Source organism: Streptomyces sp. NPDC001002 (genome assembly GCF_053599215.1).
Genome location: NZ_JBSFLV010000050.1, coordinates 12,895 through 35,301 on the forward strand (window position 1 = coordinate 12,895; position 22,407 = coordinate 35,301).

The 22,407-nt window shown below is 64.2% G+C and carries 24 protein-coding genes and 1 pseudogene; 7 read left to right on the top strand and 18 right to left on the bottom strand.

The window, feature by feature from the left end; genetic code table 11:
• Positions 1-127: 127 nt before the first annotated feature.
• From ACWDR3_RS23130 to ACWDR3_RS23140, 3 genes are all read right to left on the bottom strand, one after another.
• Positions 128-379, bottom strand: coding sequence for a hypothetical protein (locus ACWDR3_RS23130; RefSeq protein WP_450354426.1), 252 nt, complete (start codon positions 377-379; stop codon positions 128-130).
• On the bottom strand, positions 372-2,573 hold the full coding sequence (locus ACWDR3_RS23135) for a type IV secretory system conjugative DNA transfer family protein (RefSeq protein WP_450354427.1): 2,202 nt from the start codon (positions 2,571-2,573) through the stop codon (positions 372-374). The genes ACWDR3_RS23130 and ACWDR3_RS23135 overlap by 8 nt, the downstream gene beginning before the upstream one ends.
• An 84-nt stretch (positions 2,574-2,657) precedes the next feature.
• On the bottom strand, positions 2,658-2,816 hold the full coding sequence (locus ACWDR3_RS23140; protein WP_450354428.1) for a hypothetical protein: 159 nt from the start codon (positions 2,814-2,816) through the stop codon (positions 2,658-2,660).
• A 90-nt stretch (positions 2,817-2,906) separates the two neighbouring features.
• Here ACWDR3_RS23140 and ACWDR3_RS23145 point away from each other — a divergent pair, with 90 nt between their 5' ends.
• Positions 2,907-3,458: a hypothetical protein gene (locus ACWDR3_RS23145; RefSeq protein WP_450354429.1), complete on the top strand. Its 552-nt coding sequence runs from the start codon at positions 2,907-2,909 to the stop codon at positions 3,456-3,458.
• A gap of 23 nt (positions 3,459-3,481) precedes the next feature.
• Here the strand turns inward: ACWDR3_RS23145 and ACWDR3_RS23150 are convergent, their stop codons facing one another.
• The 3 genes from ACWDR3_RS23150 to ACWDR3_RS23160 form a co-directional block, all read right to left on the bottom strand.
• Entirely contained in the window at positions 3,482-3,613 is a 132-nt protein-coding gene (locus ACWDR3_RS23150; protein ID WP_450354430.1) for a hypothetical protein, read from the bottom strand.
• Between the two features lie 154 nt (positions 3,614-3,767).
• A complete protein-coding gene (locus ACWDR3_RS23155; RefSeq protein ID WP_450354431.1) occupies positions 3,768-3,983 on the bottom strand; it encodes a hypothetical protein in 216 nt (71 codons plus the stop codon).
• On the bottom strand, positions 3,983-4,315 hold the full coding sequence (locus ACWDR3_RS23160; protein ID WP_450354432.1) for a hypothetical protein: 333 nt from the start codon (positions 4,313-4,315) through the stop codon (positions 3,983-3,985). Before ACWDR3_RS23160 ends, ACWDR3_RS23155 begins: the two co-directional genes overlap by 1 nt.
• 230 nt (positions 4,316-4,545) lie before the next feature.
• On the opposite strand from ACWDR3_RS23160, the gene ACWDR3_RS23165 reads away from it, so the two are divergent.
• Positions 4,546-5,241: a hypothetical protein gene (locus tag ACWDR3_RS23165; RefSeq protein ID WP_450354433.1), complete on the top strand. Its 696-nt coding sequence runs from the start codon at positions 4,546-4,548 to the stop codon at positions 5,239-5,241.
• A gap of 188 nt (positions 5,242-5,429) precedes the next feature.
• Positions 5,430-5,699 carry a hypothetical protein gene (locus ACWDR3_RS23170; protein ID WP_450354434.1) on the top strand — a complete coding sequence of 90 codons (270 nt, stop codon included), beginning with the start codon at positions 5,430-5,432 and terminating at the stop codon, positions 5,697-5,699.
• 111 nt (positions 5,700-5,810) lie between these two features.
• Here ACWDR3_RS23170 and ACWDR3_RS23175 read toward each other — a convergent pair whose 3' ends face one another.
• From ACWDR3_RS23175 to ACWDR3_RS23210, 8 genes are all read right to left on the bottom strand, one after another.
• On the bottom strand, positions 5,811-6,149 hold the full coding sequence (locus ACWDR3_RS23175; RefSeq protein ID WP_450354435.1) for a histone-like nucleoid-structuring protein Lsr2: 339 nt from the start codon (positions 6,147-6,149) through the stop codon (positions 5,811-5,813).
• Between the two features lie 152 nt (positions 6,150-6,301).
• Positions 6,302-6,541: a hypothetical protein gene (locus tag ACWDR3_RS23180; protein WP_450354436.1), complete on the bottom strand. Its 240-nt coding sequence runs from the start codon at positions 6,539-6,541 to the stop codon at positions 6,302-6,304.
• 150 nt (positions 6,542-6,691) lie between these two features.
• A complete protein-coding gene (locus ACWDR3_RS23185; protein ID WP_450354437.1) occupies positions 6,692-7,705 on the bottom strand; it encodes a hypothetical protein in 1,014 nt (337 codons plus the stop codon).
• A 255-nt stretch (positions 7,706-7,960) separates the two neighbouring features.
• The gene (locus tag ACWDR3_RS23190) at positions 7,961-8,797 is read right to left on the bottom strand and encodes a hypothetical protein (protein WP_450354438.1); all 837 of its coding nucleotides are present in this window, start codon (positions 8,795-8,797) and stop codon (positions 7,961-7,963) included.
• Positions 8,798-8,881: 84 nt separating this feature from the next.
• Positions 8,882-9,916 (bottom strand): UvrD-helicase domain-containing protein, encoded by a 1,035-nt coding sequence (locus tag ACWDR3_RS23195; protein ID WP_450354439.1) that lies wholly within the window; start codon positions 9,914-9,916, stop codon positions 8,882-8,884.
• Positions 9,903-11,498: an ATP-dependent nuclease gene (locus ACWDR3_RS23200; RefSeq protein WP_450354440.1), complete on the bottom strand. Its 1,596-nt coding sequence runs from the start codon at positions 11,496-11,498 to the stop codon at positions 9,903-9,905. Before ACWDR3_RS23200 ends, ACWDR3_RS23195 begins: the two co-directional genes overlap by 14 nt.
• A gap of 746 nt (positions 11,499-12,244) precedes the next feature.
• Positions 12,245-12,862, bottom strand: coding sequence for an ATP-binding protein (locus ACWDR3_RS23205; RefSeq protein WP_450354441.1), 618 nt, complete (start codon positions 12,860-12,862; stop codon positions 12,245-12,247).
• The gene (locus ACWDR3_RS23210) at positions 12,859-13,203 is read right to left on the bottom strand and encodes a recombinase family protein (protein ID WP_450354442.1); all 345 of its coding nucleotides are present in this window, start codon (positions 13,201-13,203) and stop codon (positions 12,859-12,861) included. The genes ACWDR3_RS23205 and ACWDR3_RS23210 overlap by 4 nt, the downstream gene beginning before the upstream one ends.
• Before the next feature lie 217 nt (positions 13,204-13,420).
• Here ACWDR3_RS23210 and ACWDR3_RS23215 point away from each other — a divergent pair, with 217 nt between their 5' ends.
• Positions 13,421-14,578 (top strand): helix-turn-helix transcriptional regulator, encoded by a 1,158-nt coding sequence (locus ACWDR3_RS23215; protein ID WP_450354443.1) that lies wholly within the window; start codon positions 13,421-13,423, stop codon positions 14,576-14,578.
• A gap of 13 nt (positions 14,579-14,591) precedes the next feature.
• On the top strand, positions 14,592-15,311 hold the full coding sequence (locus ACWDR3_RS23220) for a 5-formyltetrahydrofolate cyclo-ligase (protein ID WP_450354444.1): 720 nt from the start codon (positions 14,592-14,594) through the stop codon (positions 15,309-15,311).
• A 168-nt stretch (positions 15,312-15,479) separates the two neighbouring features.
• On the opposite strand, the pseudogene ACWDR3_RS23225 reads toward ACWDR3_RS23220, so the two are convergent.
• From ACWDR3_RS23225 to xylB, 3 genes and pseudogenes are all read right to left on the bottom strand, one after another.
• A pseudogene (locus ACWDR3_RS23225) lies at positions 15,480-15,971 on the bottom strand (acetamidase/formamidase family protein); the annotation flags it as partial.
• 271 nt (positions 15,972-16,242) lie between these two features.
• Complete coding sequence (locus tag ACWDR3_RS23230) at positions 16,243-17,487, bottom strand: ROK family protein (RefSeq protein ID WP_450354445.1); 1,245 nt, start codon at positions 17,485-17,487, stop codon at positions 16,243-16,245.
• Between the two features lie 37 nt (positions 17,488-17,524).
• Positions 17,525-18,964: a xylulokinase gene (xylB, locus tag ACWDR3_RS23235; protein WP_450354446.1), complete on the bottom strand. Its 1,440-nt coding sequence runs from the start codon at positions 18,962-18,964 to the stop codon at positions 17,525-17,527.
• 215 nt (positions 18,965-19,179) lie between these two features.
• On the opposite strand from xylB, the gene xylA reads away from it, so the two are divergent.
• Both xylA and ACWDR3_RS23245 read left to right on the top strand, forming a co-directional pair.
• On the top strand, positions 19,180-20,346 hold the full coding sequence (gene xylA / locus ACWDR3_RS23240; protein ID WP_124000744.1) for a xylose isomerase: 1,167 nt from the start codon (positions 19,180-19,182) through the stop codon (positions 20,344-20,346).
• Between the two features lie 167 nt (positions 20,347-20,513).
• Positions 20,514-20,981 (top strand): hypothetical protein, encoded by a 468-nt coding sequence (locus tag ACWDR3_RS23245; RefSeq protein WP_450354447.1) that lies wholly within the window; start codon positions 20,514-20,516, stop codon positions 20,979-20,981.
• Between the two features lie 7 nt (positions 20,982-20,988).
• On the opposite strand, the gene ACWDR3_RS23250 is transcribed toward ACWDR3_RS23245, so the two are convergent.
• On the bottom strand, positions 20,989-22,329 hold the full coding sequence (locus tag ACWDR3_RS23250) for an esterase-like activity of phytase family protein (RefSeq protein ID WP_450354448.1): 1,341 nt from the start codon (positions 22,327-22,329) through the stop codon (positions 20,989-20,991).
• Positions 22,330-22,407: the final 78 nt, after the last annotated feature.

Consider the following 22,407-nt stretch of genomic DNA (forward strand, 5'->3'; position numbering starts at 1 on the left):
CCCACATGATCACTCCTGGTGCTTTGATCCGTTGCTGTCTAGTGACACAACGGCCTGACAGGAAGTCATCTGTCGAATGGTCGTTCGGCTGTAGATCGTGGCTGGGGAGGTAACTCCCTGGGCTGGCCTACGTCTCCAGCCCTTCCATCCGTTCGCGCCAGGCTTCGGCGGTACGCGTCGCGGCATCGCACTGGTGCTTCATGGCGGCGGCCCACACGTTGGTTTCGTGTTCGACCATTCCTTCAAGGAGCGGGTCATCTCCTTGGCGTCGACCAAGCCGCTCCGCAACCGCCTCGATGTCGCTGAGGACATCCCCGAGGTATTCAATGCTTCGGCTGACGTAGGCCAATTCCGACAGCAGGTTCTGTACGCTACGCATTGCTTGAACTCCTCGGCCCACCGAAGCGCGGTCGCCTCGTGGAAGCTGCCGGGGCCGGCTGACCGCCCCGCCGCTGCTTAATCTCCTCGTTCACTGCCACCGCGGAACGGCCGTAAGCCGCCCTCGACCGGCGCTGTACTTCGCCCGCGAAGCCGGTCGCATCCACGGGCGGCAGCGTCACGCCAGTTACCGGCGCACTCACCCCGTCGCTTGTGGCAAGCCGCATCAAGACCTCGAACCGCCGTTGGTTCAGGAAGTCCTCTTCCGTGACGCTGCGGCCGAACTGCCGCGCAAACGAACGGGCTTCGTCCGCCGAGGTCTGGAACACCACCGTCGACCGCGCGTTGTTCTGGGTGGCGTCCTGGAGTTCACGGGTGAGCTGCCCGAGGTGCTGGTGTGCCACCGTCATCGCGAGGCCGAGCGAACGGGCCTGGGCGAACATGTCGGCGGGCGCGATCGGGAGGTTGATGAAGTCCTGGAACTCATCGAGGTACAGCATCGTAGGACGGGACGGATTAGCGGCCCCTGCCTGTACCATGCTCCAGACAGCATTCAGGAGGAGCGAGCCCAGCAGTCCGGCTGTGTCCTTCCCCTCCGTCGCCCGACCGAGGTTGACGAGCAGGATTTTGTTTCCCCGGATCACGTCGCGTAGGTCGATTGTGCTTTGGCTCTGCCCGATGATGTTCCGGATCGATGGCCGGTTGTTGAGTTGCCAGATCCGATCCATGAGTGGCTGGAAATGCGAAGGACGCATCCGGTCATCTATCCCGGCCCACCACGCGGCCAGGTCCTCGATGTGAGCGACGCCGCGAACCAGATTCTTCGAGAACTCCACCTGATCCGCCCTGGGTACAGCGAGCGGACCTATATCCGCGAACGTCATCGGGGCGGAGGTCCCGGCGCTCATCATGAGGGTGAGGATCAGGTGGTAGAACCCCTGTCTGACGCGGACACCTCGGGCGTCCTGCGGGTAGAGATGGTCGAACAGCCTTTGGATGTCGGCTGCGACCACGAAGGGGCTGCCCTGCAAGATGTTGAAGCCGACCGGGTAGTCCGTGTCGCTTACGTCGAGCAGCACGACATCTTGAAGCCGGCCTTCAGGGACACGGTCGAGAACCGCTTGGAATAGGTCGCCCTTGGATTCAATCAGGATGACTCCGCGGCCCGCGTTCATGTCCTGCGAGATGAGGTTGGTAAGTAGGGCTGTTTTCCCGGAACCGGTCGGGCCGACAACCTGCATGTGCCACGTCGACTCTTCGGGCGACAGAGCGAGGAGTCGTTCCGCCCCCGGGAAGTTGGAGCGAGCGACCACCCGACCGGTTCGTGGGATTGCGCCCGTGGCTGCCAGTTGACGTGTTCGCCCCTGTGGTAGTCCGGCGACATGCGGACTGCCGACCGGCCAGGCCATGAGCCCAACCAACTCCGAGGCAGTGAGGACGGCTGGAAACATCGTCGGCACGGCGGCCTCGTAGATGCGCCCGATTACCCGGCCACTGGTCGTCAGTCGCTTCTTGAACCTGTTGTACGTGCCGCCCGTACTGGCGACACTGGCCCGCATCCGTCCAAGCAAGGCCCCGGCGCGTTCCTCACTGCCCGCTTTCGCTGCCACCCGCAGCACCCCGAGGAAGTTGGGTTCACTCAGCTTGGCGCGGCGGTCGGTGATCTGGTCGCGGTTGTTCTGGCCACTCAAGAACCGTCCCGTAGCACCCGGGACTATCCGCTCCTCGCGCTGCTGTGGCGGTCGCTCCCTCAGTGCCGGTGACACCACCCACTGAATGAGAAGCGCTTCACTGCGAGCGAGCCCCTGCATGTTCGTGAGGATGCTCGCCGATAGCGCCTCGGCGTCCACGTCGCCGAGGCTCATCCGTGAGTTCGTCTGCCCCAACTCCATCGCGGCCGTCCACTGGTGGCGCGGTCCATCCGTCCCCGCCGGCGTAGCGGTAGAACCGGGGATAAGGGAGCGGAGCTGACTGACGACGAAGTCGGCGGTCTCTTCCGGCACCACCAGGCGGTGGATGATCCCCTGCTCCGACGCCTCGACCTCGAACACGATGGCCGAGACACCAAGCAGCCGCCGCGGGCCGCTCATGAGCGTGCCACTCACCGCCCGCAGCCACGTTGCTACTTGGTCGGCCTTCAAGTCGGAGGGGAACGTCAGTTGGTACGCGTGACGAGATCGGTCTACTGCGGGCATGGAAGTCTCCTGGAACCAAGGTCGACGCAGACAAGAAGAAGGCGAAGCCCGTGCGGAACAGCGCGGGCTTCGCCAGGCGGCCTCCTACCACCGCGTCATGCGGTAGTAGATGAAGCCGAGCACCATCACGATGGCGAGCAGACTCACCAGGTACGGGATGAAGGGTGCGACCACCCACCACAGCACCTTGACGGTGAACGCTGCGAGCAACAGCGTCAGCAGAAGACTGCGGGTTTTCCTCACTGCGGCCTCCTCGGGTAGATGCCGCCAACCCGCGGTCGCGGCCGGCGGGGATCGTAAAGGCGGGCATCTAGGCGTAAAATGGATCTAGAAATGACGGAGGATCAAAAGCACATCTGGGAACGGGAGAAGCGGGCTGTTCGTCAGCTTCGAGACGGTCTCGGTAAGCCGGTCGACCGCCGGGTTGTCGACGTGGTGGCCGCGCTTCGCTTGACCGGCATCCACACGGATGCGTCTTGCGGCGGACATGTCGACCGAGTCATCAGCCCGTACGTCACGTTCCGCTCTGTGACCAACGCGGACGACCGACAGCACATCGAGAAGGCCACCGACCAAACGACCCGCTTACGTCGGAAGCGTCGAGCGATTCAACGCAACGCCGCGGAGCTCGGCCGTTTGCTCAGGTATCTGGAACACTTCTACGCCGACCGGGACGTTCCACTAAGGCAACGGCTTATCTGTCAGGGCTTCGGGTTGATCGGGTATCGGCTCTCAACCCAAGATGCCGACCTGGTGACGATGGCAACCAAGGTTGAGCGTCGGAAGCTGGTGGAGCGACAGCGTCAAGAGTTCGACGCCTTCACCGAGTTCTTGAAAGCCGAGTTCTTCTGCACGAAGGACGACGCCCCATCCCGAGCGGCCTGAGCCGCCGCTCGGGATGGCTTGGACTACTCGTCCTCGTCGTCTTCTACGCGTACGAAGCCGTCCCCCTCGCAGGTCGGACAGTCGATCGGTTCTTCGACACCGGGCGGAGCGATCAGACCGTTGCCATCACACTCGGAACAGACCTTGTTCGCCATGCTCATCACCTCCTCTCGATCTACTCGGGGTAGATACCGCCGACCCACGGTCGGGGCCGGCGGCGAACTGGGAGGAGCGGATCAACGGGCAGTCAGTGGTTGGGGTGGCGCTGGCTGATTTGGCTGCCTTTCCTGACCCGCTGACAGCGAGCGGTTAGCGTCGGTACTCGCGGGCGATACGGCGCATCTCGCGCATGGTGTTGTGCTTGCGATCCCGCGCCTTGATGTCCAGGTGGATCGCCTTGTTCACCAAGCGCATCTGCTGGCGACGCCTGTCTCGGCGCTCTTCGGCTCGCTCCATGAAGTAGGCGGTACCGAAGAGAACGGCGGGGACGATGACAGCGAGAGCAAGCAGGAGTACTACAGCCATCAGAAGCTCAGGCCGTTGCCGAAGGTACGCACGTCCCGAACAGTCTGACGCGTGAACTCCTCGACAAGCGGGATGAGCAGGCTGGCAAGAAACGGGTCGCCATCTGCAAGATCCCGGGCCGTCGTGCCGACGTCGTGTACGTCGTGCATCGCGTTCTCCGTGATCCGCTGCCGTAGCGCAGCGGTGAACTCCTGCTTCCTCGCCTCGAACAGAAGATTCGCGGCTGCCTCCTGCTCTCGCTGCTGCATCACTCGCTCAGCCTTGGACACCCGCATCACGTTCTTGCGGCCCTCGGACTGGCCGAAGCCGCCGAGCATCAGTTCGCTGCCCATGAAGTGCCCCTCCTCCAAGTCGCGGTGCTGGGGCGGTAGATGCCCGGCACCAACAGCGAGCCACCGGGTGGCCGGCTCGTCAAACTCAAAGTAGTATGGATGCTCACTGAGCACAAGTACCCACTTGGCATGAGAAGCCGTTGGGCTAGTATGGCGTCATGGACGAGGAAGAACCTGGACCTCGGCAGCGAGCTGCCGAGACGAAGCGCAGACGAACAAGGGAGAGCATCGTGAACGCCACGATCGACCTGTTCAAAGATCAGAAGCAGGGTGACTACACGCTTGGACAGATCGCTGAAGAGGCTGAGGTCGGTACCGCGACCATCGTCAACAACTTCCACACCAAGTACGAAGTGCTCAAGGCGGCGTACGACCGGTTGCTATCCCCTGTGGTCGACACGGTCATCGGGGCAAAGAAGGCTGGGGTTTACCAGCCGCAGAACGGCGTGCATGAACTGATTCGGTACATCTACGGCGTCGCGAAGCTGAGCCACGACAACCGTGCGCTCACGGTGTCGATGATCCGCGCCTACTTCGACATCCCGCCCGAAGAGAATCGGGCGCTCAATGCGCGCCATAGCGACGACTACCACCCTGCTGGACACATCGCACTTGGCCTATGGCCGATCCTCAACGTGGCACCGCTTGCTCGTGACCCATACGAGATACTGGCAACCTTTGGCTCGTCTTGGGACGCCTCGACGGCGCTCTATCACTCTGAGGCGCTGCTGATGGGCTTGTACCGAGACCCGTCAGAGAATGCGCCCACCAATGTGACCGAACGGGTATGTAGCGAATTGCTGTCCTCGGTAAGAGAATTGGGCATGAGTGCGCTCGACGTTACTGCTCGAATTGGCAATGCGAAAAATGCAGCACGCTTTGACGCCGTTTTCGACGCGTTCATGGGGCGCGACCGCGACCGCTGATTTTCGATATCCGCCCGGCCCCATCGGGAACGTCCCGTACCTATGGCGGGTGCGGGGCGTTCATTGCATCCAGGGCTAGGGCGTCGGATTAAATTGCTCATGCTTGCAAAATAGAACAAATCCTTCATAATACGTCCCGGCGAATTAGATTTCATCTTCGCCATGAGGACTCATGAAGGGAATACCCCATGAACGGTGAACTTGGCCTCGACGGCCAGCCGCGTGGACGTAACCTCACGCTGGTGGACGCCATGCTCGGTGGCAAGGCTTCCGTGGAGTTCGGTGGCATCACCCTCCCGGCCCGCGCGCCGAGGACCGGCGATCCTCTGACCAACCTGCGTGCCACCGCCGATCGGTGCCGCGAGGACGGACAGACCGGCCTGGCCAACGTGGTCGACGGTGCCGCCGATGAACTCGGTGCCATCCTCGGCGCGTGCAACACCATCCTCGACCGCTGACGTAACCGCGTCGGCACAATCACCACCCTGCATCACCCTGAAACGAGAGCACCCCGCTGCCCGTTCAGGCTGGCGGGGTGTTTCTCATTTCTGGGGTTCGTTGAGTTGGCGTTACGCGACCTTCGCGTTGGCGTACGCCTCCTTGATGTCCGCCGGGACGCGACCACGGTCGTTCACTTCGTAGCCGTTCTCCTTGGCCCACGCGCGGATCAGGGCAGTGTCACCGCTGGATGTAGCTGCCTGCGTTGCGCCTCCGCGCCTACTACCTCGCGTCTGGCTCAGCTTCCTGCCCTTGTCGACGTACGGCTCAAGGGCCTTGCGCAGCTTGGCCGCGTTCTTCTCGTTCAGGTCGATCTCGTAGGTCTTGCCGTCAAGGCCGAACACGACCGTCTCGGAAGCCTCGGACCCGTCGAGGTCATCAAGCAGTTGAATAATGGTTTGCTGTGCCATCGTCGGTTCGTCCTTCTTCGGGTTCCAGGCGGAAAAATGTAGTGCGTGCTGACTTCATATCAACACAAAGAGCACTAGGTCCACCAGACCAATCAACCGCGGCCGGCGCGGCCTAGGTCGCCGTGTTCTTGACGGCATCCTTGAGGGTTGGGTCAGCTGAGATCAGCCGCGCGCCTCAACTCGGCGTCGCTGTAGCCGAACATGTGATCCTCATCCATCCCCTTCGACAGCCAGATGTCTGCCGCGTCGTGCACGCTTAGCGACTCGTCGCTTCCCTCGGCGTCATGGTCTTCGCCGATCGTGCAACGGCAATCCTCTTCGTAGCCGCACTTCTGCCCTTCTTCGTTGAACTCGACGAAAACAAAGCGTTGGTGTTTTGGGCCTGTGGGCATGAGACCTCCTGCAAGCGAAGGGGCGTTCAAAGTAGCAGGGCGGGAACGTCACGGACGTCCGTTAGAACGGCGCGACCAACCGCTTGTGGCCGGCGCGCACTTGATCAACCCGACCATGAGGCACGGCTGGTCTGTGCTAGGTCAGATGAATCAGGACGACCGCGGAGCGACCTCACGCCCGAGCTGCCACCGGTATCGGCGTACCCGGACGAACTCCGTTCCCCCTTCGAGGACTGCTCGTACCTTTTGGAGGCTGACCATCGGTTCATCCGGAAAGTGCTCCTGGATCAGCTCGTGCACCTCGGCAGCAAGCAGCGGCTCGTTCTGCCGCGCCAACGTGATCGCGACCTGCTGGCGGATCGTTGGCCGTGTCGGTGCAGGCAGGATGACGTCACGCAGACGCTCGATGCCTCGCTGCTCCTGCGCCGCATCGACGGCAAGTTGGTTGCAGACAGCTTCGATGAACGTACCCGCAACGAAGGCGGCAGTCTTACGCCGATCTGCCTTCTTCAAGAGGAGTGCGGTCACGCCAAGGGCAACGACACCAATCACCCAGGGGGAGACGCCAATCTTTCGCCCCGAGAGGGAGACCAGCTCGACCACGCCCCTGATGGGCAAGGCAGCGACGTTCACGGTGACGACCTGGCCCTGGAAGCCCTCGGCGACATTGACCGCTGCCTCTGCCGCGTCGAGCCACCGCTTCGGAGCCAACCCCGGCTTCTTGAGGTGACGGTCATCTGAGAACACGACGCACGGTGAGATGAGTTTGGCCAACCACCCTGTCGGCACGTCGTCCGGGTCCGTGATCGCCATAACTTGAGCATCCGGAGCATCCACATCCGAAACCGTCACGAACCGCAGCGCGGGTAGGTAGTACTCCTCAAAGCGCGTGCGGAGGTCGGCAAGCGGTACTGGACTGAACTCAGCGATCGTCGGCAGGTGCTCGTACACCTCTTCAAGGACGTGGTCGGCCGCGTACAACACGGTCGCACCGCTCGTGGTCATCCGGCGCAGCCGCGAACTCCACCCCTCATTCCGACAGTCGTTGTCGATGCTCGACAGAAGGGTGTTCGTGTCCACGATGCCGACCAGGTGCGGCATGCTTGAACTGTAGGGATCAAGCGGCGTGCGTCTGGTGTGCGGCATGAGCTGATCGTCCGTCATGAACCAACGGTAGACGTCGGGTCTGACAACCTCCATCACTTTCCTGCTGACGTGCCGCAGTGCTCGTATCCTCCGAGGACACGACGATCAGTCTGAGGGCCGAGCTGGGTTGGAATCGACCGGCTTACCGCCCGTGGCCGGCCTGCGCTAGGCCGGATGAGTCAAGGCGGTGGAGTGACCTCATGCCCGAGCTGCCTTCGGTAGTGCTGCACCCCGCCGAGCTTCGATCTCTCTTGCCCAGCCCTCACACTTCGTCTACCTCATTACAAATGACTTGCGATTCTTGAGGAGATCGTCACGGTTGTTGAACAAGGCGAAGAAGTCGCCGAAAGCAGGAACCACGTGGCCCGCGCCCCGTGCCGCATATCCCCGGTCACGAAGCGCTTCAATGACGTACCTCGCCAGAGCTGTACAGAGGAAGGTGCCTTCCTTCGCTACATACTCGCTGTCGTGCTCGGCAACGGAGGCTTCTTCAGCGCTCGTTACTGGGGTGCCATCCTCTCTCATGGATCGGATGATCAGCTTGTCCCCCATGAGTTCCTGGATAGCGCTGGCGTACGCCGCGCTCCGGCGTGTCTGCCGCGTAGGCCGCTTAGCAAGCAGTGGCTTCCCAACGACCTGGAACCATCGGGCCACAGGGTCAAGAGACGGTGCCTTGCCTGACAGGACATCAAGGTTGTAGTAGCGGGTGGTCTTGGCAAACTCAGCAAGGAATGTCACCGCGTCATCGATGATGTCTGGGTGCGGTAGCTGCCAACGAAGCTCGCTCTGGTCGAGCTTCGCTCGGATCTCCTGGACGGCCCTGAGTAGTTTGTTCAGGTCATGACCGTAGGCATCTTTAAGTTGCTTATTGCTGGGAAATTTTCCGTCTTCCACAAGAGAGTCGAGCAGGATGGTCAGCTTCATTACGCGTTCCAGCCCGATGGTGTAGTTGAAGAAACCTCCATAATACCTCTCCGTCTGCTGGTAGTTCGCCTTTCTCAAGGTGGTGAGTCCGATGCACAAGGTGTGGGCTGCGAGACCGGCCTCATGCAACAGCGGCTGGAAGATCGGTGAATCCCAGGGACTTTCCGTCGACTTACCGTTTTCCATGGGACACACCTCTCGTGTGCTGATTTCCTGTCATGGGTCAACGGTAGTGGCTGGGCATGGCGGGCTCCACCGGATTTCAGCGCTCTACGGCATGACGAACGTGGCACTGTACTTCGCTCGTGTCACTGCTACATAGAGCTTCGCCTTGTCTCCTGCTTGGTCGGGGTCCCTCGTCTTGTAGTACTTACCAATGGGAACCGTCGGGAAGATGAGCACCCGGTCGAAGGTGCTTCCCTTCGCGGAACCCATGTTCATCGCGTCCAGCCCACACGTATCGGAGTTCTTGTTGTAGCGCAGTACGACCGGCGCATACTTTTCGACGTACTCCCGCACCTCTGACTTCTTAATCGCGAAGACTCCATCATGTCCGGTAACTTCGGTGTTCTTGGAAACCGTACGTGCCAGGTCCGGGTACAAGTCATCCGCAAAATCGCAGATTTCTTGGTGGCAGCGATAGCTTTCTACGCGGCTTTCCACGAGGCAGAGGTCAGCTCGCTCGCCCAACCAGTCAACGATTCCGCTTCCCTTGAACTTCTTGTTCTTATTGGCGTTGTTGGTCGCGAAGGTAGCCTGACGGGGGTCACCCACGACGGTGACAGCAATCGGCGACTTCATCAGCAACTCAAGAAGCTCCAGGTCATACCCCGCCATGTCCTGGATTTCGTCAATGTAGATGTGGTCATACATCCGTGAGAGCCGGTCGACCACCATTCCCTTGCTCAGCCTGTTGGCTTCGAAGGAAAATGCCGAGACACCGTCTCGATAGACAGACTTACCACGGTCTAGGTAGTACTGCTGAGGCTTACTCTTGGGGATGTACCTTGACCGTTGCCCTACGAAGTTGAGCCCACCCATCATTCCCGTTTCATCGAGAACGAAACTCTGGTACGGACGAGCACACTCGTTCAAAAGAAAGGTGAACCAGCCCATCACCGTGACGTGGCTCGGAAGTACACCGGTGCCCGCGCTGAGCCGATTTACGATCTGATACAGGTTCTCGTTGGTGTAAGTCGTCACCAGTACACGTTTACTGGGATCAGCGATGACGCAATCGATGATGTGCTGGGTCTTCCGCGAGCCGGCCGCTGCGATGACGGCCAGGTTATTAGGCGACTGCATCCCTGATGTACTCCGGCATAGTGATGGTCTGGTCGCTAGAGAAGATCGTCAAGGCGCAGGTCGTCTTCCGATCCTCCATATACTCAAGCAAGTCTGCTTCGGAAGTGAAATCCTCCCCGAGGATGGCGTTCATTACAGCTAGACCATTCGCCTTTAGGAGTTGCGGCTCAAGGGTTTTGTACGCCTTATCCTGCCCGACGTGAACAGAGATGTTCGAGAAGGCAGTGTGAGCGGCGTACTTTTGCTGCACCTCTGTGGCCTCGGTACCATCGTTGTCCCTTACGACGGCAACCACATTTCCGGTGAGTGATGCAATGTCAAGGAATCGTCGGAATGCCAAACCGCGGACGCTGATTACGTCTACGCCGTCCTCGATAGGTAGGCAGCCATGGACGTCCTTGTAAGCCCGCTGGACAACGAGTTCATCCGATGGGCCTTCCACGAGGATTGACCGTCGAGCAAGTACAAGGCGCAGCGTGTCGTAACCCGACAGCTTGCGGAAATAATCCTGCGTGTCAGCCGGGAGACTGTCGAGTCGAAATCCCTCCGTCGCTGAGAGCAAGACAAGCTTTTCGAGCCCTAGCTTATTCAGTACGTAGGAGCTGTGCGTGGTAATGAAGACCTGCTTGCCGTCGCACTTATCACTGATCTTCTTAACCAGCTTGCCCAAGTTGGAGAATGACAGGTGATTCTCCGGTTCCTCAACCAGAACGATGTGAGCGTCTTCCACCTTCTTGTTGAGAGCAAGAAGGATTTTGAGCGTGCTCTGCTCTCCCTTTCCGACGTACTGAAAGGGCAGATCGTCGAGATGCGGAACAATACTGCTTTCCCAGCTCGACTTTTGTGACACGTCGATACCAAGCGTCAATTCGCGGTCACTTACATCGCTTGGAGCGCCACGCAGCTTCTCGTTGATCTTCACAATTGAGTCGTCCGCTGCAAAATTCTCGCGGAGGCTACGATAGGCGCGTGTTAGCTTCACGCGTTCGTCCGGCGCAAGATGCGAGTTGATGATGCCGTTCAAGTAGTAGTCGACACCACTCTGAAGATGAATGTTAGATGCGTCAATCAGGGAGGCTGTGGCGGGGATGCTACGAAAGGTGATGCCGTTCCCCGAAAAGGCCAGCCAGTCCACCTTGTAGTACTCGGTGGGAACCAATCGAACCTGCGCCGTGTCTTTGATGAACTCCTTGTATTCAGGCTCATAGTCTGGGTTCAACGCAACACGAATACGTACACCAGGCTCATTGGCCCTAAGTAGGTTGTTGGTTCCCATTAGCTCAGCAGGCGCCGTCTTACTGTCGAGAAACAAGTCAATGATGATCTCGGGTGGTTTCGCTTCCCGTCCACTTTGCAGGGCAGCAATGTACTCGTCCGACGCTTCTTTGTGAAAGAGATACGGCGAGAGATCCTGGGCGAGGAGTCGACCTCCCAACCTGCCCGTAAGCGCAAGACTGATAGCTTCCAGAATCGTCGACTTACCGGCATCGTTATCTCCGACCAAGATGTTCATCTTGGGGTCGAAGTCGAGTTTAAAGTTGCGAAACGCACGGTAGTTCTGGATGACGATTTTCGAAAGCATATATCCCCCATTTTAAATCTTTCACCACCCGAAAGCGAGCGCTAGCTCAATTGACGGAATCACTCCGTCACTGGCGCCCCCACCGCACGCCTGCGAACAAGTGCAAAGGAGCGTAGCAGGCGACACAACAGTTACAGGGGCAGAACCGACAAACTCTTTCAAGACAGAGGCACGCGCTGATTATATGGAACAGGAGTGCGAATTGCTGGCCCAGCACCGCTTGCTCAGCCCGACCAAGCCCTCGCCCTCAACAAAGAACGCCCCACGACCATCGTCACGGGGCGTTCTTCGTTCTCTGAAGTTGTCACGTGCTTCCCCCCTTCTACCGCGCGCCGGCCACAGCCCGTAGATCGGCTCGACCAAGCTCCCGCGGATCACCCGCTAGACCGGTGCCTCCCCCTCCCCCTCCGCCTCCGGCCAAACAGTGACCAGCGGCCAAGTTGAGGACGTCACGCTCGTGGCTCTGTCGACCTAGGGAGCTGCAACCGACGCAGCGGCCATGCCTTCCTTGTCGTCCTGAACCAGTGCGACTGCTGCATGCGGAAGATGCAGTGGTGACATGCGAACAGCGACAGCTCCGTGTCCCGGACGACCATCTCCCCAACGTGAGCCACTGGAACGCCGAGAGCTTCGCAGCGGAAGCAGGTCCCTTGATACCAGTCGAACAGGTCCCATATCTGCTGCGGCTTCATCGGGCGTCAGGGCGTCGTTGATCGGAGGCATCAACCGTGCGCCGGCCACGACTGTCAGGTCGCATCGGTCATCCGCATCATCGGGGTTGTCGAGAGCGTTGTGCTGAGGAGGCTGTCGAGGAGCGCCCGGCGAGCTTGGTGTTCAGTTGGGCTGTGCTTCGCCCGGAGTCCCTGGGGCAGAATCAGAGGTGTCCGCTCGTAGATGCAAGTAGACGGCTCCAGAGCGAAGCCGAGCGGCAGTTCAGCCCACACGATCTTGCCACCGGCGCTTGGCCGGTAGATGTTCCATTGCTTCGCAACGGCGTCGACAAGCAGCAGTCCGCGTCCACCTTCGGTGTCCTGGTCGGGATCTTTCCTTACGGGCGTCGCGCTCGTTCTGTCCCAGACTTCGACAAACAAACTGGCTTCGATGGCACGGAGCTGCGCGCCGATGACCAGCTCGTCAGTGGTCTCCTCGGTCATCATCTGCGGGGCGCTCGCGGTACTTGCCCTGACGGCGTTAGTGGCCAACTCGCTCATGATGAGCGTCGCGGTTTCGACGTGCTCTTCCAACTCCCAGAGCCTCAAGTTGTGCCGCACGAACAACCGTGCAGCAGCCACGGCTTGAGGGATGGCGTTCAAGCGGATGGAGGAGGTCAGAAGCGGGATCGGTGTCACGTCGTCGGCGCTCATGACGCAACACTTCCCGGTTGCTGGATGGTGTTCTGGATGACCCAAAGCCGGGCGCCAAGCTCACCCTCGATGTGGTCACGCATAGCTGCCTGGAGGCCAGGAAGCCGTGCGAAGTGCCACAGCGACGGCACGATGACGTGTTTGATCTCCGTCGTCTTGAGCGCATCGACGAGCGCGAAGAACGCGGACTCATCTCTGACACCGAGCCGTTCGATGAACAACCGCTCCAACTCGAAGCCTTCGCCCTGGGTGTAGCGCCTCAACTCTCCTTCGATTGCCGCGTTTTCATCTGGATCATCGCTTGCGGCGAGTCGCATGTAGCCGAACATGAGCGGTCGCATCCGTTCCTCCTGGGGGACTGGAGCGGCTGGCGAGCAGTGGCACGGGGGCTCCAACTACTCGCCAACCTGCCCGTAAGAGAAGCGGGTTGACCTGCAAAGACACCACAGCAAACGTGCGGCACTCTTGCCGCATTGGTGAGGGATTCCTGGCGCTGGCCCGCACGGATGCCGCCTGCACCGTTATGGTGAAGCTCGCCCCCGCACGGAGGGATGGGCGATGCCAGCGAAGCGGATGGGTCTCGTCCGGCGCCGCAAAGCGGCAGGCCACACCCAAGAGAGCCTTGCCGAGTTTCTTGGTGTCGAACGCTCGACAGTAGGTCGTTGGGAATCAGCCGAGACGGAGCCGCAAGCATGGTTACGGCCAAAGCTGGCCGTGGCGCTGAAGGTCTCGAACGACGAGCTTCAAGCACTGCTCGACGACATCACTGTCACCGACTCACGACCCAGTGAGCGGGTGACGTATGCCCTGGAGAATCCAGCAGTGGCCGATCTCATGGTGGTCGCCTACATCCATGAGCAGTTGCGGAAGCTGGATGAGGCATACGACCAAGAAACGTCAACCGCCCTGTTGGGTCGTGCCGGTCAGCTTCACGGCCAGGTGCGCTTCCTCCGCGAGAACGTCGCGAACCCACGCGTGCGCCGGGCGCTGTACGAAGTCGAGGCCGACTCAAGCACCTTGATGGGACAGTTGTGTTGGGACGTCTCCCAGCGTCGCGACCACCAAGCCCCGCTCGGGTACTTCAAGGAAGCTGTCGCGGCTGCGCGTCACGCCCGAGACCCATCTACTGAGTCGTACGCCACGCTCCGCATGAGCTTCGTTGCGCTGTACGGCGAGAAGAACCCTGTCCGAGGTGTGACTCTCGCAGAACAAGCTGCCGACGCCGCTCAATCTGTCAGTCCGTCGCTCACTGGGTTGAGCCTGCTTCACGTTGCCGAGGGACACGCCATGACTGGCGCGCTCTCTGAGTGTGAAGACGCCCTGAAGAAGGCCGAGGCCCAGTTTGACCGCGCCCATCCCGATGACGTGGCCGCGCCGTACTACACAGTGAACGAGTTCAACCGGCTGGCTGGCTCCTGCTACTTGTTCCTTGATCTCCCCGAGCGCGCCGAACCCATCTTGCGCATGACTTCCCGAGCGCTGGCTGCCAAGAAGAAGAGCCAGGCGATCACACTGGGGAACCTGACGTTGGCACTCATCCGTCAAGGCAAACTGGACGAAGCTGCCGCGACCATGCACCGCACCATTGATGCCGTAGAGCTGACGCGTGGCGGCGGCGGACTTAATCTGGCGTTCTCTGCCGGGCGTGAGCTGCGGCAGTGGCGAACCGAACCATGGGCGCAGGAGATTAACGATCGTCTGCTCGCCCTGATGTAGAACGGGTGGAGTGTTGACGGACATCGACCAGGCGAAGCAGGCCGTCCGCGAGCGGGTGTGGCGACGACTGATTGACGGTGGTGGTGCACCTGCCGAGTCGTACGGCAAGATCCCCGGGTTCTACGGAGCGGAGGCGACAGCCGAACAGCTGGCAACTCTGGATGAGTGGCGAGGTGCCACCACCGTCAAGGCGAATCCCGACTGGGCACAGCATCCCGTTCGTGTCCGTGCCTTGAAGGACGGCAAGCTTCTCTACATGGCCGTTCCGAGGATGGCGAGTCTGCAACCGTTCTTCCTGCTTGATCCCGAGACGTTGAAAATCTCCGTCGAGGAAGCTGCCGACAAGAAGGGCGCGGCTCAGGTGGCCCGCCGGCTCGGCGTTGAAGACATGCGACCTATCGACCTCGTGGTGTGCGGCAGTGTCGCCGTGAACCGGTCGGGTGCCCGCATCGGTAAGGGTGCTGGGTACTCCGACCTTGAGGTTGCGCTGTTGATCGAGGCGGGCCTCGTGACGGATCAGACGGTGATCGTCGCGCCAGTTCATCAGCTCCAGGTCGTCGAGGACGACATCCCTGAGACCGAGCACGATTTCAGCGTGGACTACATCGTCACGCCCGACGCCGTGATCCCCTGTCCTAATCGCAGGCGGCCGAGCGGCCTTGTCTGGAACGACCTAACGGCGGACAAGATCGCAGCGATTCCAGTGCTGGCACAGCGTCAGTCTGCGCGGTAGATCAATCGGCCTTTTCTCCGTCTGCCTGGACGACGTGCAAGCGACTGCGGGCGGAGGGATGTTCGACACGCGGCAGTTCCTCTGAGCTGCGGTTTTGGCGCCTCACGTGCCCTGTCCGGCGACCGCCGACAGGGGTAGACTGGTCCTGTCAGACACGGTGCTATTGCAGATATTGGCGGGGGCCACGCCGACCGTGCCGTGCATGGGATCCATCGGCAGCTCGGCCTCGAAGTCGCTGTCGTGCGCCCGGAACAACGCCGTGCGCCGCGTCCGGTCCAGCTGCCAGATCCAGACGGTCTCCGGCAGCGGAGGCTGGAGCGTGGCCGTGGTGTGTGTGGAGGTGAGCGCGCCGAACAGCGGGACCGTGGTCGACGCCGCCCAGTCCCGGGCCGGCTCGATCGACACGAAGTGGACGGCCACGGTGTCGCCCGGCTCCGCGCCCTCGATGTGGAAGGGGCCGGTCTGCGGGTTGAGGAACGGGAACTCGCACACCTCGGACACCAGGTCCTTCTCGGACCGCACCCGCCCCGCGAAGCAGTCCTCCGTGTACAGGTCCAGAACCGTGCCGGGCACGATCCGGGCGACGGGCGGCGCGCCGCCGAACGTCCAGGCGTACTCGCCCGGTTCGGGCCGTACGGTCAGGATCCGGGGGTCGTTCATCGCTGTGCTGCTCCGTTCTGCCGAGGACTGCTCAAGGTGGGCCGTCGAGTCTGCCGAGGGCTGCTCGGGGTGGGGTCGTCGAGGTGGACCCGGGCGGTGTCGGGTCTGCGCTAGGGAGCGGGACGGGTGGGCTTCGCGTGAATCACGGTACGGCGCCCGCCGGTTGGGCAGAAGGGCACAGCGTGCTTCGGTGGACGACGCCGTGACTGTGGATAACTCGGTCACCCACAGGGGTGAACAGCAGTGCATTCAGCGGAGATTGAGGCCGGGATCAGCCCCGTCCCGCCACCGCCGTCGGGTCGTCGAGGACCGCCCGGACCACCGAGTGCGCGGCGCCCAGCAACGGCCCCTCGGACCCCAGCTGTGAGACCGACACCGGACAGGCGGGCCCCGCGGTACGCCGGTCCAACTCGGCCTCCAGCGACGGCAGCAGCCAGGGCGCGAGCCCGGCCAGCGCGCCGCCGAGGACCACGTTCTCGGGGTCCAGCAGATTGACCGCCCCGGTCAGCGCGATGCCGAGCGCCGTGCCCGCGTCGCGCAGCGCACGCCGTACGTCCTCGTCGCCCTCGGCCGCCCGGTGCGCGAGCAGCCCGACCCGGTCCTCGCCCGGTGCCAGGCCCGCCGCGCGCAGCACCGCCTCCTCACCGGCGTACTGCTCCAGACATCCGCGCCCGCCGCACGCGCAGCCGGGTCCGTCCGGCCACACCGGCACATGCCCCAACTCGCCCGCGAAACCGCGCGTTCCGCGCAGCAGCCCGCCGGCCACGACGACCGCCGCGCCGATACCGATCTCCGCCGACACATGCAGGAAGTCCAGCGGTGTGTCCTGGCCGAGCCAGAGTTCGGCGAGCGCGCCGAAGTTGGCCTCGTTGTCGACGGTCAGCGGGAAGTCCGCGGGCAGCAGGGCCCCGAGGTCGGTGTCGTGCCAGTCGAGGTTCGGGGCGCGCACGACGGTGCGGGCGTCGCGCGCCACCAGGCCCGGGACGGCCACCGCGAGACCCGCGGGCCACAGCCCCTCGTGCTCCGCCTCGGCGACAACACGGCGTACCAGTTCGGTGAGTTCCTCGATCACGGGGCCGGGGGAGCGGCCGCGGTTGGCGCCGTGCCGCACGGCTCGCGCGCGCACCTGCCCGCGCAGATCGACCGCGCACACGTCGAGGTGGTCGACGCCGACCTCGGCGCCGATCCCGGCGGGACCTTGCCCGCTGACGGCGAGCGCCGAGCCGGGACGGCCCACCCGGCCGGGCCGCTCGGGGCCCAGCTCCTCAAGGAGTCCCGAGCGTATGAGCTCGTCGACGAGGGTCGATACCGCAGCCCGGGTCAGGCCGATGCGCGAGGACACGGCGGCCCGCGAGAGCGGCCCCTCGGCGCTGACGGCGTGCATGACCCGGGCGAGATTGCGGCGGCGCATGCCCTGCTGCGTGTCGGACAGGACCCGCCCGGTACCGACCGGACGGGCCTCGTGCGACGGCCGCCCCGGGCCGTCGGGGTGGGCCTCGTGCAGCGGTGCGGTCATGCCTGGGTCAGTCCTCGGTCGCCGTCCGTCGGGGAGCTCAGTCCGTCCCCCGCTCCAGCAGCGGGGCCGCGTCGGAGAGTACCCCGGCGATCCTGGCCAGCGTCGCCTCGTCCCGCTCCACCGCTTCGAGGACCGGTCCCGCGGCCGTGTTCCAGCGCCGGGCGACGGCGGCCGGGTCCTCACCGGTCAGCACGCCCGCAGCCTGCGCGGCGGCGCCGAGCGCCACCAACTCCTTTGCCTCGGGCACCTGGACGGCACGGCCCGAAAGACGGCGTACGGTCTGCTGCCAGGCCGCGCCCCGGGCGCCGCCGCCGATCAGCAGCAGTGGGGCCGAGCGGTCCGCGTCCTCGTCGAGGACCAGGTCCAGCGCCCCGAGCAGGGAGTGCACCGCGCCGTCGTAGGCGGCCTGCAGCACCTGGCCCCCGGTCGTGTCGTGGCGCAGCCCGTGCAGCAGGCCCGAGGCGTTCGGCAGGTTCGGGGTGCGTTCGCCGTCCAGGTAGGGCAGGAGCGTGACCCCGGAGACGGGTTCGACGGCCTCGCGGTCCAGGCCCAGCAGGGCGGCCACGCGGTCGACGGCAAGTGTGCAGTTCAGCGTGCAGGCCAGCGGCAGCCAGTCCCCGTGCGCGTCGGCGAAGCCCGCCACCGTGCCCGTCGGGTCGGCGGGCCGGCGCCTGGAGACGGCGTACACCGTGCCCGACGTGCCGAGGCTGAGCACCGGCGTGCCGGGACGCAGCCCGAGACCGAGCGCGGCGGCGGCGTTGTCCCCGGTACCGGGAGCCACCAACGTGCCCTTGGAGAACGGCAGTTCGTGGCAGTCCCGCACGGTCCCCGCCACCTCGCCGGGCCGCACCACGCGCGGCAGCAGCGCGGGATCGAGGCCCACGTGCGCGAGGGTCTCCTGGTCGTACGACTCGGTCCCGGCCGCCCACCAGCCCGTACCGGAGGCGTCGCCGCGGTCGGTCGTGCCCTGTCCCGTGAGGCGCTCGGTGAGGTAGTCGTGGGGGAGACGCACCGCCTTCGTGGCACGGACCGCCTCCGGTTCGTGCTCGGCCAGCCAGGCCCACTTCGTGACCGTGAAGGACGCGCCGGGCACGCTTCCGGTGCGCTCCGCCCATGCCTTCGGGCCGCCCAGCTCCTCGATCAGTCGGCGGGCCTGCGGCGCCGAGCGTACGTCGTTCCACAGCAGGGCCGGACGCACCGGCTCGCCCCGCTCGTCCAGCGTCACCAGGCCGTGCTGCTGGCCGCCGATCGACACCGCCGCCGCCTCGTGCGCCGCGTCGCCGCACTGGTGCAACGCCTCGACCAGGGCGTCCCACCACTGACGGGGGTCGCTCTCGCGGCCCGCTCCGGAGGAGACGGTGTGCGGCGCCTGACCGCTCGCGACGATCCGGCCGGTGGCCGCGTCGACGACGAGCGCCTTGGTGGACTGGGTGGACGTGTCCACGCCGACGACGAGCGGACCCTCGGCTGCTGACATCGGGCTCTCCCTTTTTCCGCGGCTCTGCGGGCTCTGACCTGCTGTTTCGAGGGTGCCAGGGCCTTGGTGACCCGGACCGCACCCCTTCGGGGACATCTTGTCCCTTCCCAGGGATGCGTCCGCATACTAATTTGTAAACCGCCATGACGAAATAGTCGCAAGCGAGCAGTCACCGGCAATCAGTGAGCAGTCGCAAGCAATCAAGGAGCCGCGGCATGAGCTACCAGCCCACCCCCGACGACCGGTTCACCTTCGGGCTGTGGACCGTCGGCTGGCAGGGAAGGGACCCGTTCGGCGACGCCACGCGGCGTGCCCTCGACCCCGTAGAGTCGGTGCAGCGCCTGGCCGAGCTCGGCGCCCACGGCGTCACCTTCCACGACGACGACCTCATCCCCTTCGGGTCCTCGGACAGCGAGCGCGAGTCGCACATCAAGCGCTTCCGCCAGGCCCTCGACGCCACCGGCATGAAGGTGCCGATGGCCACCACCAACCTCTTCACCCACCCGGTCTTCAAGGACGGCGCGTTCACCGCCAACGACCGCGACGTGCGCCGCTACGCGCTGCGCAAGACCATCCGCAACATCGACCTGGCGGTCGAGCTCGGCGCGCAGACCTACGTCGCCTGGGGCGGCCGCGAGGGCGCCGAGTCCGGCGCCGCCAAGGACGTACGCGTGGCCCTCGACCGCATGAAGGAGGCCTTCGACCTCCTAGGCGAGTACGTCGTCTCCCAGGGCTACGACCTGCGCTTCGCGATCGAGCCCAAGCCGAACGAGCCGCGCGGCGACATCCTCCTGCCGACCGTCGGCCACGCCCTCGCGTTCATCGAGCGCCTGGAGCGCCCCGAGCTCTACGGGGTCAACCCCGAGGTCGGGCACGAGCAGATGGCCGGGCTGAACTTCCCGCACGGCATCGCGCAGGCCCTGTGGGCGGGCAAGCTCTTCCACATCGACCTCAACGGCCAGTCCGGCATCAAGTACGACCAGGACCTGCGCTTCGGCGCCGGCGACCTGCGCGCCGCCTTCTGGCTCGTCGACCTCCTGGAGACCGCCGGTTACGCCGGTCCCCGCCACTTCGACTTCAAGCCGCCGCGGACCGAGGACCTCGACGGCGTGTGGGCCTCGGCGGCGGGCTGCATGCGCAACTACCTCATCCTCAAGGACCGCGCCGCCGCCTTCCGCGCCGACCCGGAGGTCCAGGAGGCCCTGAAGGCCTCGCGTCTGGACGAGCTCGCGCAGCCGACCGCCGCGGACGGGCTGCAGGCTCTGCTCGCGGACCGTGGCGCCTTCGAGGAGTTCGACGTCGAGGCGACCGCCGCGCGCGGGATGGCCTTCGAGCACCTCGACCAGCTGGCGATGGACCACCTTCTGGGCGCCCGCGGCTGACGCTGTCGGCCCGTGCCGCATACGCACGCGTGTGTGCTTGAGGTGATGCACACACGCGTGCGTGCGCGTTTGCTGCGGAATCGTGCGGTCCACGGCATGGGCCCGTATCAACTTCCGCGTGGGGGTCGCCTCATGTCCGTTGCGAGGCGACTCTGGACGGTATGGCCATGCCGCCCGTACCGCCTCAGCCGCCCGGACCGCCGGGTGGTACGCCGCCTTCGGGCGGTGGTTTCGGACCGCCCTCGGACGACTTCGGCCCCGGCTACGGGGCTTATGGGAACGGAGGGGGTTACGAGCCGCCGACCCAGGTGAGTTGGCAGCCGCCGCAGGAACCGCCCAGAAGGCGACGGAACCCGCTCTTCCTCCTCCTGATCGGGATCGCGGCGGTCGGGGCCGTCGTCGCCGTCGTCCTGTGGATGGCCTCCGGCAACGACGACTCGTCCGACAAGAAGTCACCCGCCGAGAGCGGCGCGCCCTCAAGCAGCTCGCCCTCGCCGTCCTTCAGCCTTCCGACCACGTTGCCGAGCGAGTTGCCCAGCGGGCTCCCTTCGAAGCTGCCCACCGAGCTGCCGAGCGGCATCCCGAGCGAGATCGAGTCGCTGATCCCGTCCCTGGGGGACATCGACCTGCCGTGACGTCGGCTCAGATGCCGTGCGGCAGCCGCACGTAGGTGACCTTCGTCTCGATCCCGCTGTCGACCAGCCGGCCCTGCGCGTCGAAGGCCTCCGCGCCGTCCGTCATGCCGAAGTCGTTGTCATTGATGAGGGCGATCGTGTCGCAGTCCACGCGCGCGACGCCCTCGATCTTCTGGGGCACACCGGCGACCGTGCCCAGGTCGACGACCAGCTTCTTGGCGAGCACCGGGACACCGGCGGCCGCCGGGTCGGCGAGCTCCTCATAAGAGGGCGACGTCGAGGCGTCGTCGTAGGCGCCGCCCAGGATGTTCGCACTCCGCCCGAGCTTGACGACCTGCAGTCGCGCGGCCTTGTCGGTGCGCTCCTCGACCAGGAGACGGTCACCGTCCAGGGCGACGACGGAGGAGATCTTCAGCTCGGAGGTGTCGTCCTCACTCGGGTCCACGATGTTCACCGGGTCGAAGCGGTACGCGTACTCGGCGGTGACCGCCTTCTTCTTGGGCGAGAAGCGCAGCAGACGGGTGTTGAGCGAGCCCTCGGCGGTGTCGCCGTCCGGCACCGACAGCGGGCTCTGCAGGGCGATCACCAGGTCGCCGCCCGGGAGTTGGGCGAGTCCCTCGAAGCCGCGGTTGACCTGCCGGTTCAGGTAGATGGCCGGCAGGGCCTCCACCACCGGGTAGTCGGCGCCGGTGAGGTGCAGCCCCTTGGGGACGTACCGTGTGAGCACCTTCCCGCGCGCGGAGACGTGGACGATCGAGGGCCCGTACTCGTCGACGAGCCAGAAGGTCCCGTCCGCGGCACGCACGATGCCCTCGGTGTCCAGCCCGTTCGGGTTGTACGACAACGGGGTCTGGGCGTCGTAGGAGTACGGCGCCTCGTCGCGGCCCTCCTGGTTCGACAGCCCGGTGACGGCCTTCCCGGAGGACGTGGTGATCGGGAGCGCGTCGAGCACCTTCGCGGAGCTGCCGGACACCCGGATCTTCACGATCGCCGGATCGAACCCGGGCACCGGGAACGTACGGCGCTTCTTTCCGGACACCTTGATCTGGCCGTTGGGCCCGCGGTCCGTGACCGTCCAGAACTCGCCCTTGCGGCCCGCCGGGTAGATGTCGCTGCCGATGCCGCCGAGGTCGACGCCCCGGTCATTGGCCACGGTGCCGGGCAGCAGGGAGTTGCTGAACGTCCCGAGCGGGATGTCGCCGAGCGTGGCCGTCTGTACGACGTGCGCGGTCCGCGACGGAGCGCCGGTGGCCGGACCAGCCGCCACGAGGGCCGCGATCACGGCGAGCGGAACACCTGCCGCGACGGAACGTCTGACGAGGTGCGGGCCGGTGGCGTGCGGGGACATCGGGCCTCCTGAGTGACAACTTGGTTGACAGCGGCCAGATTTCGGCCCTCCGGCGAACGCGCCGCTACCAAGAGGTGA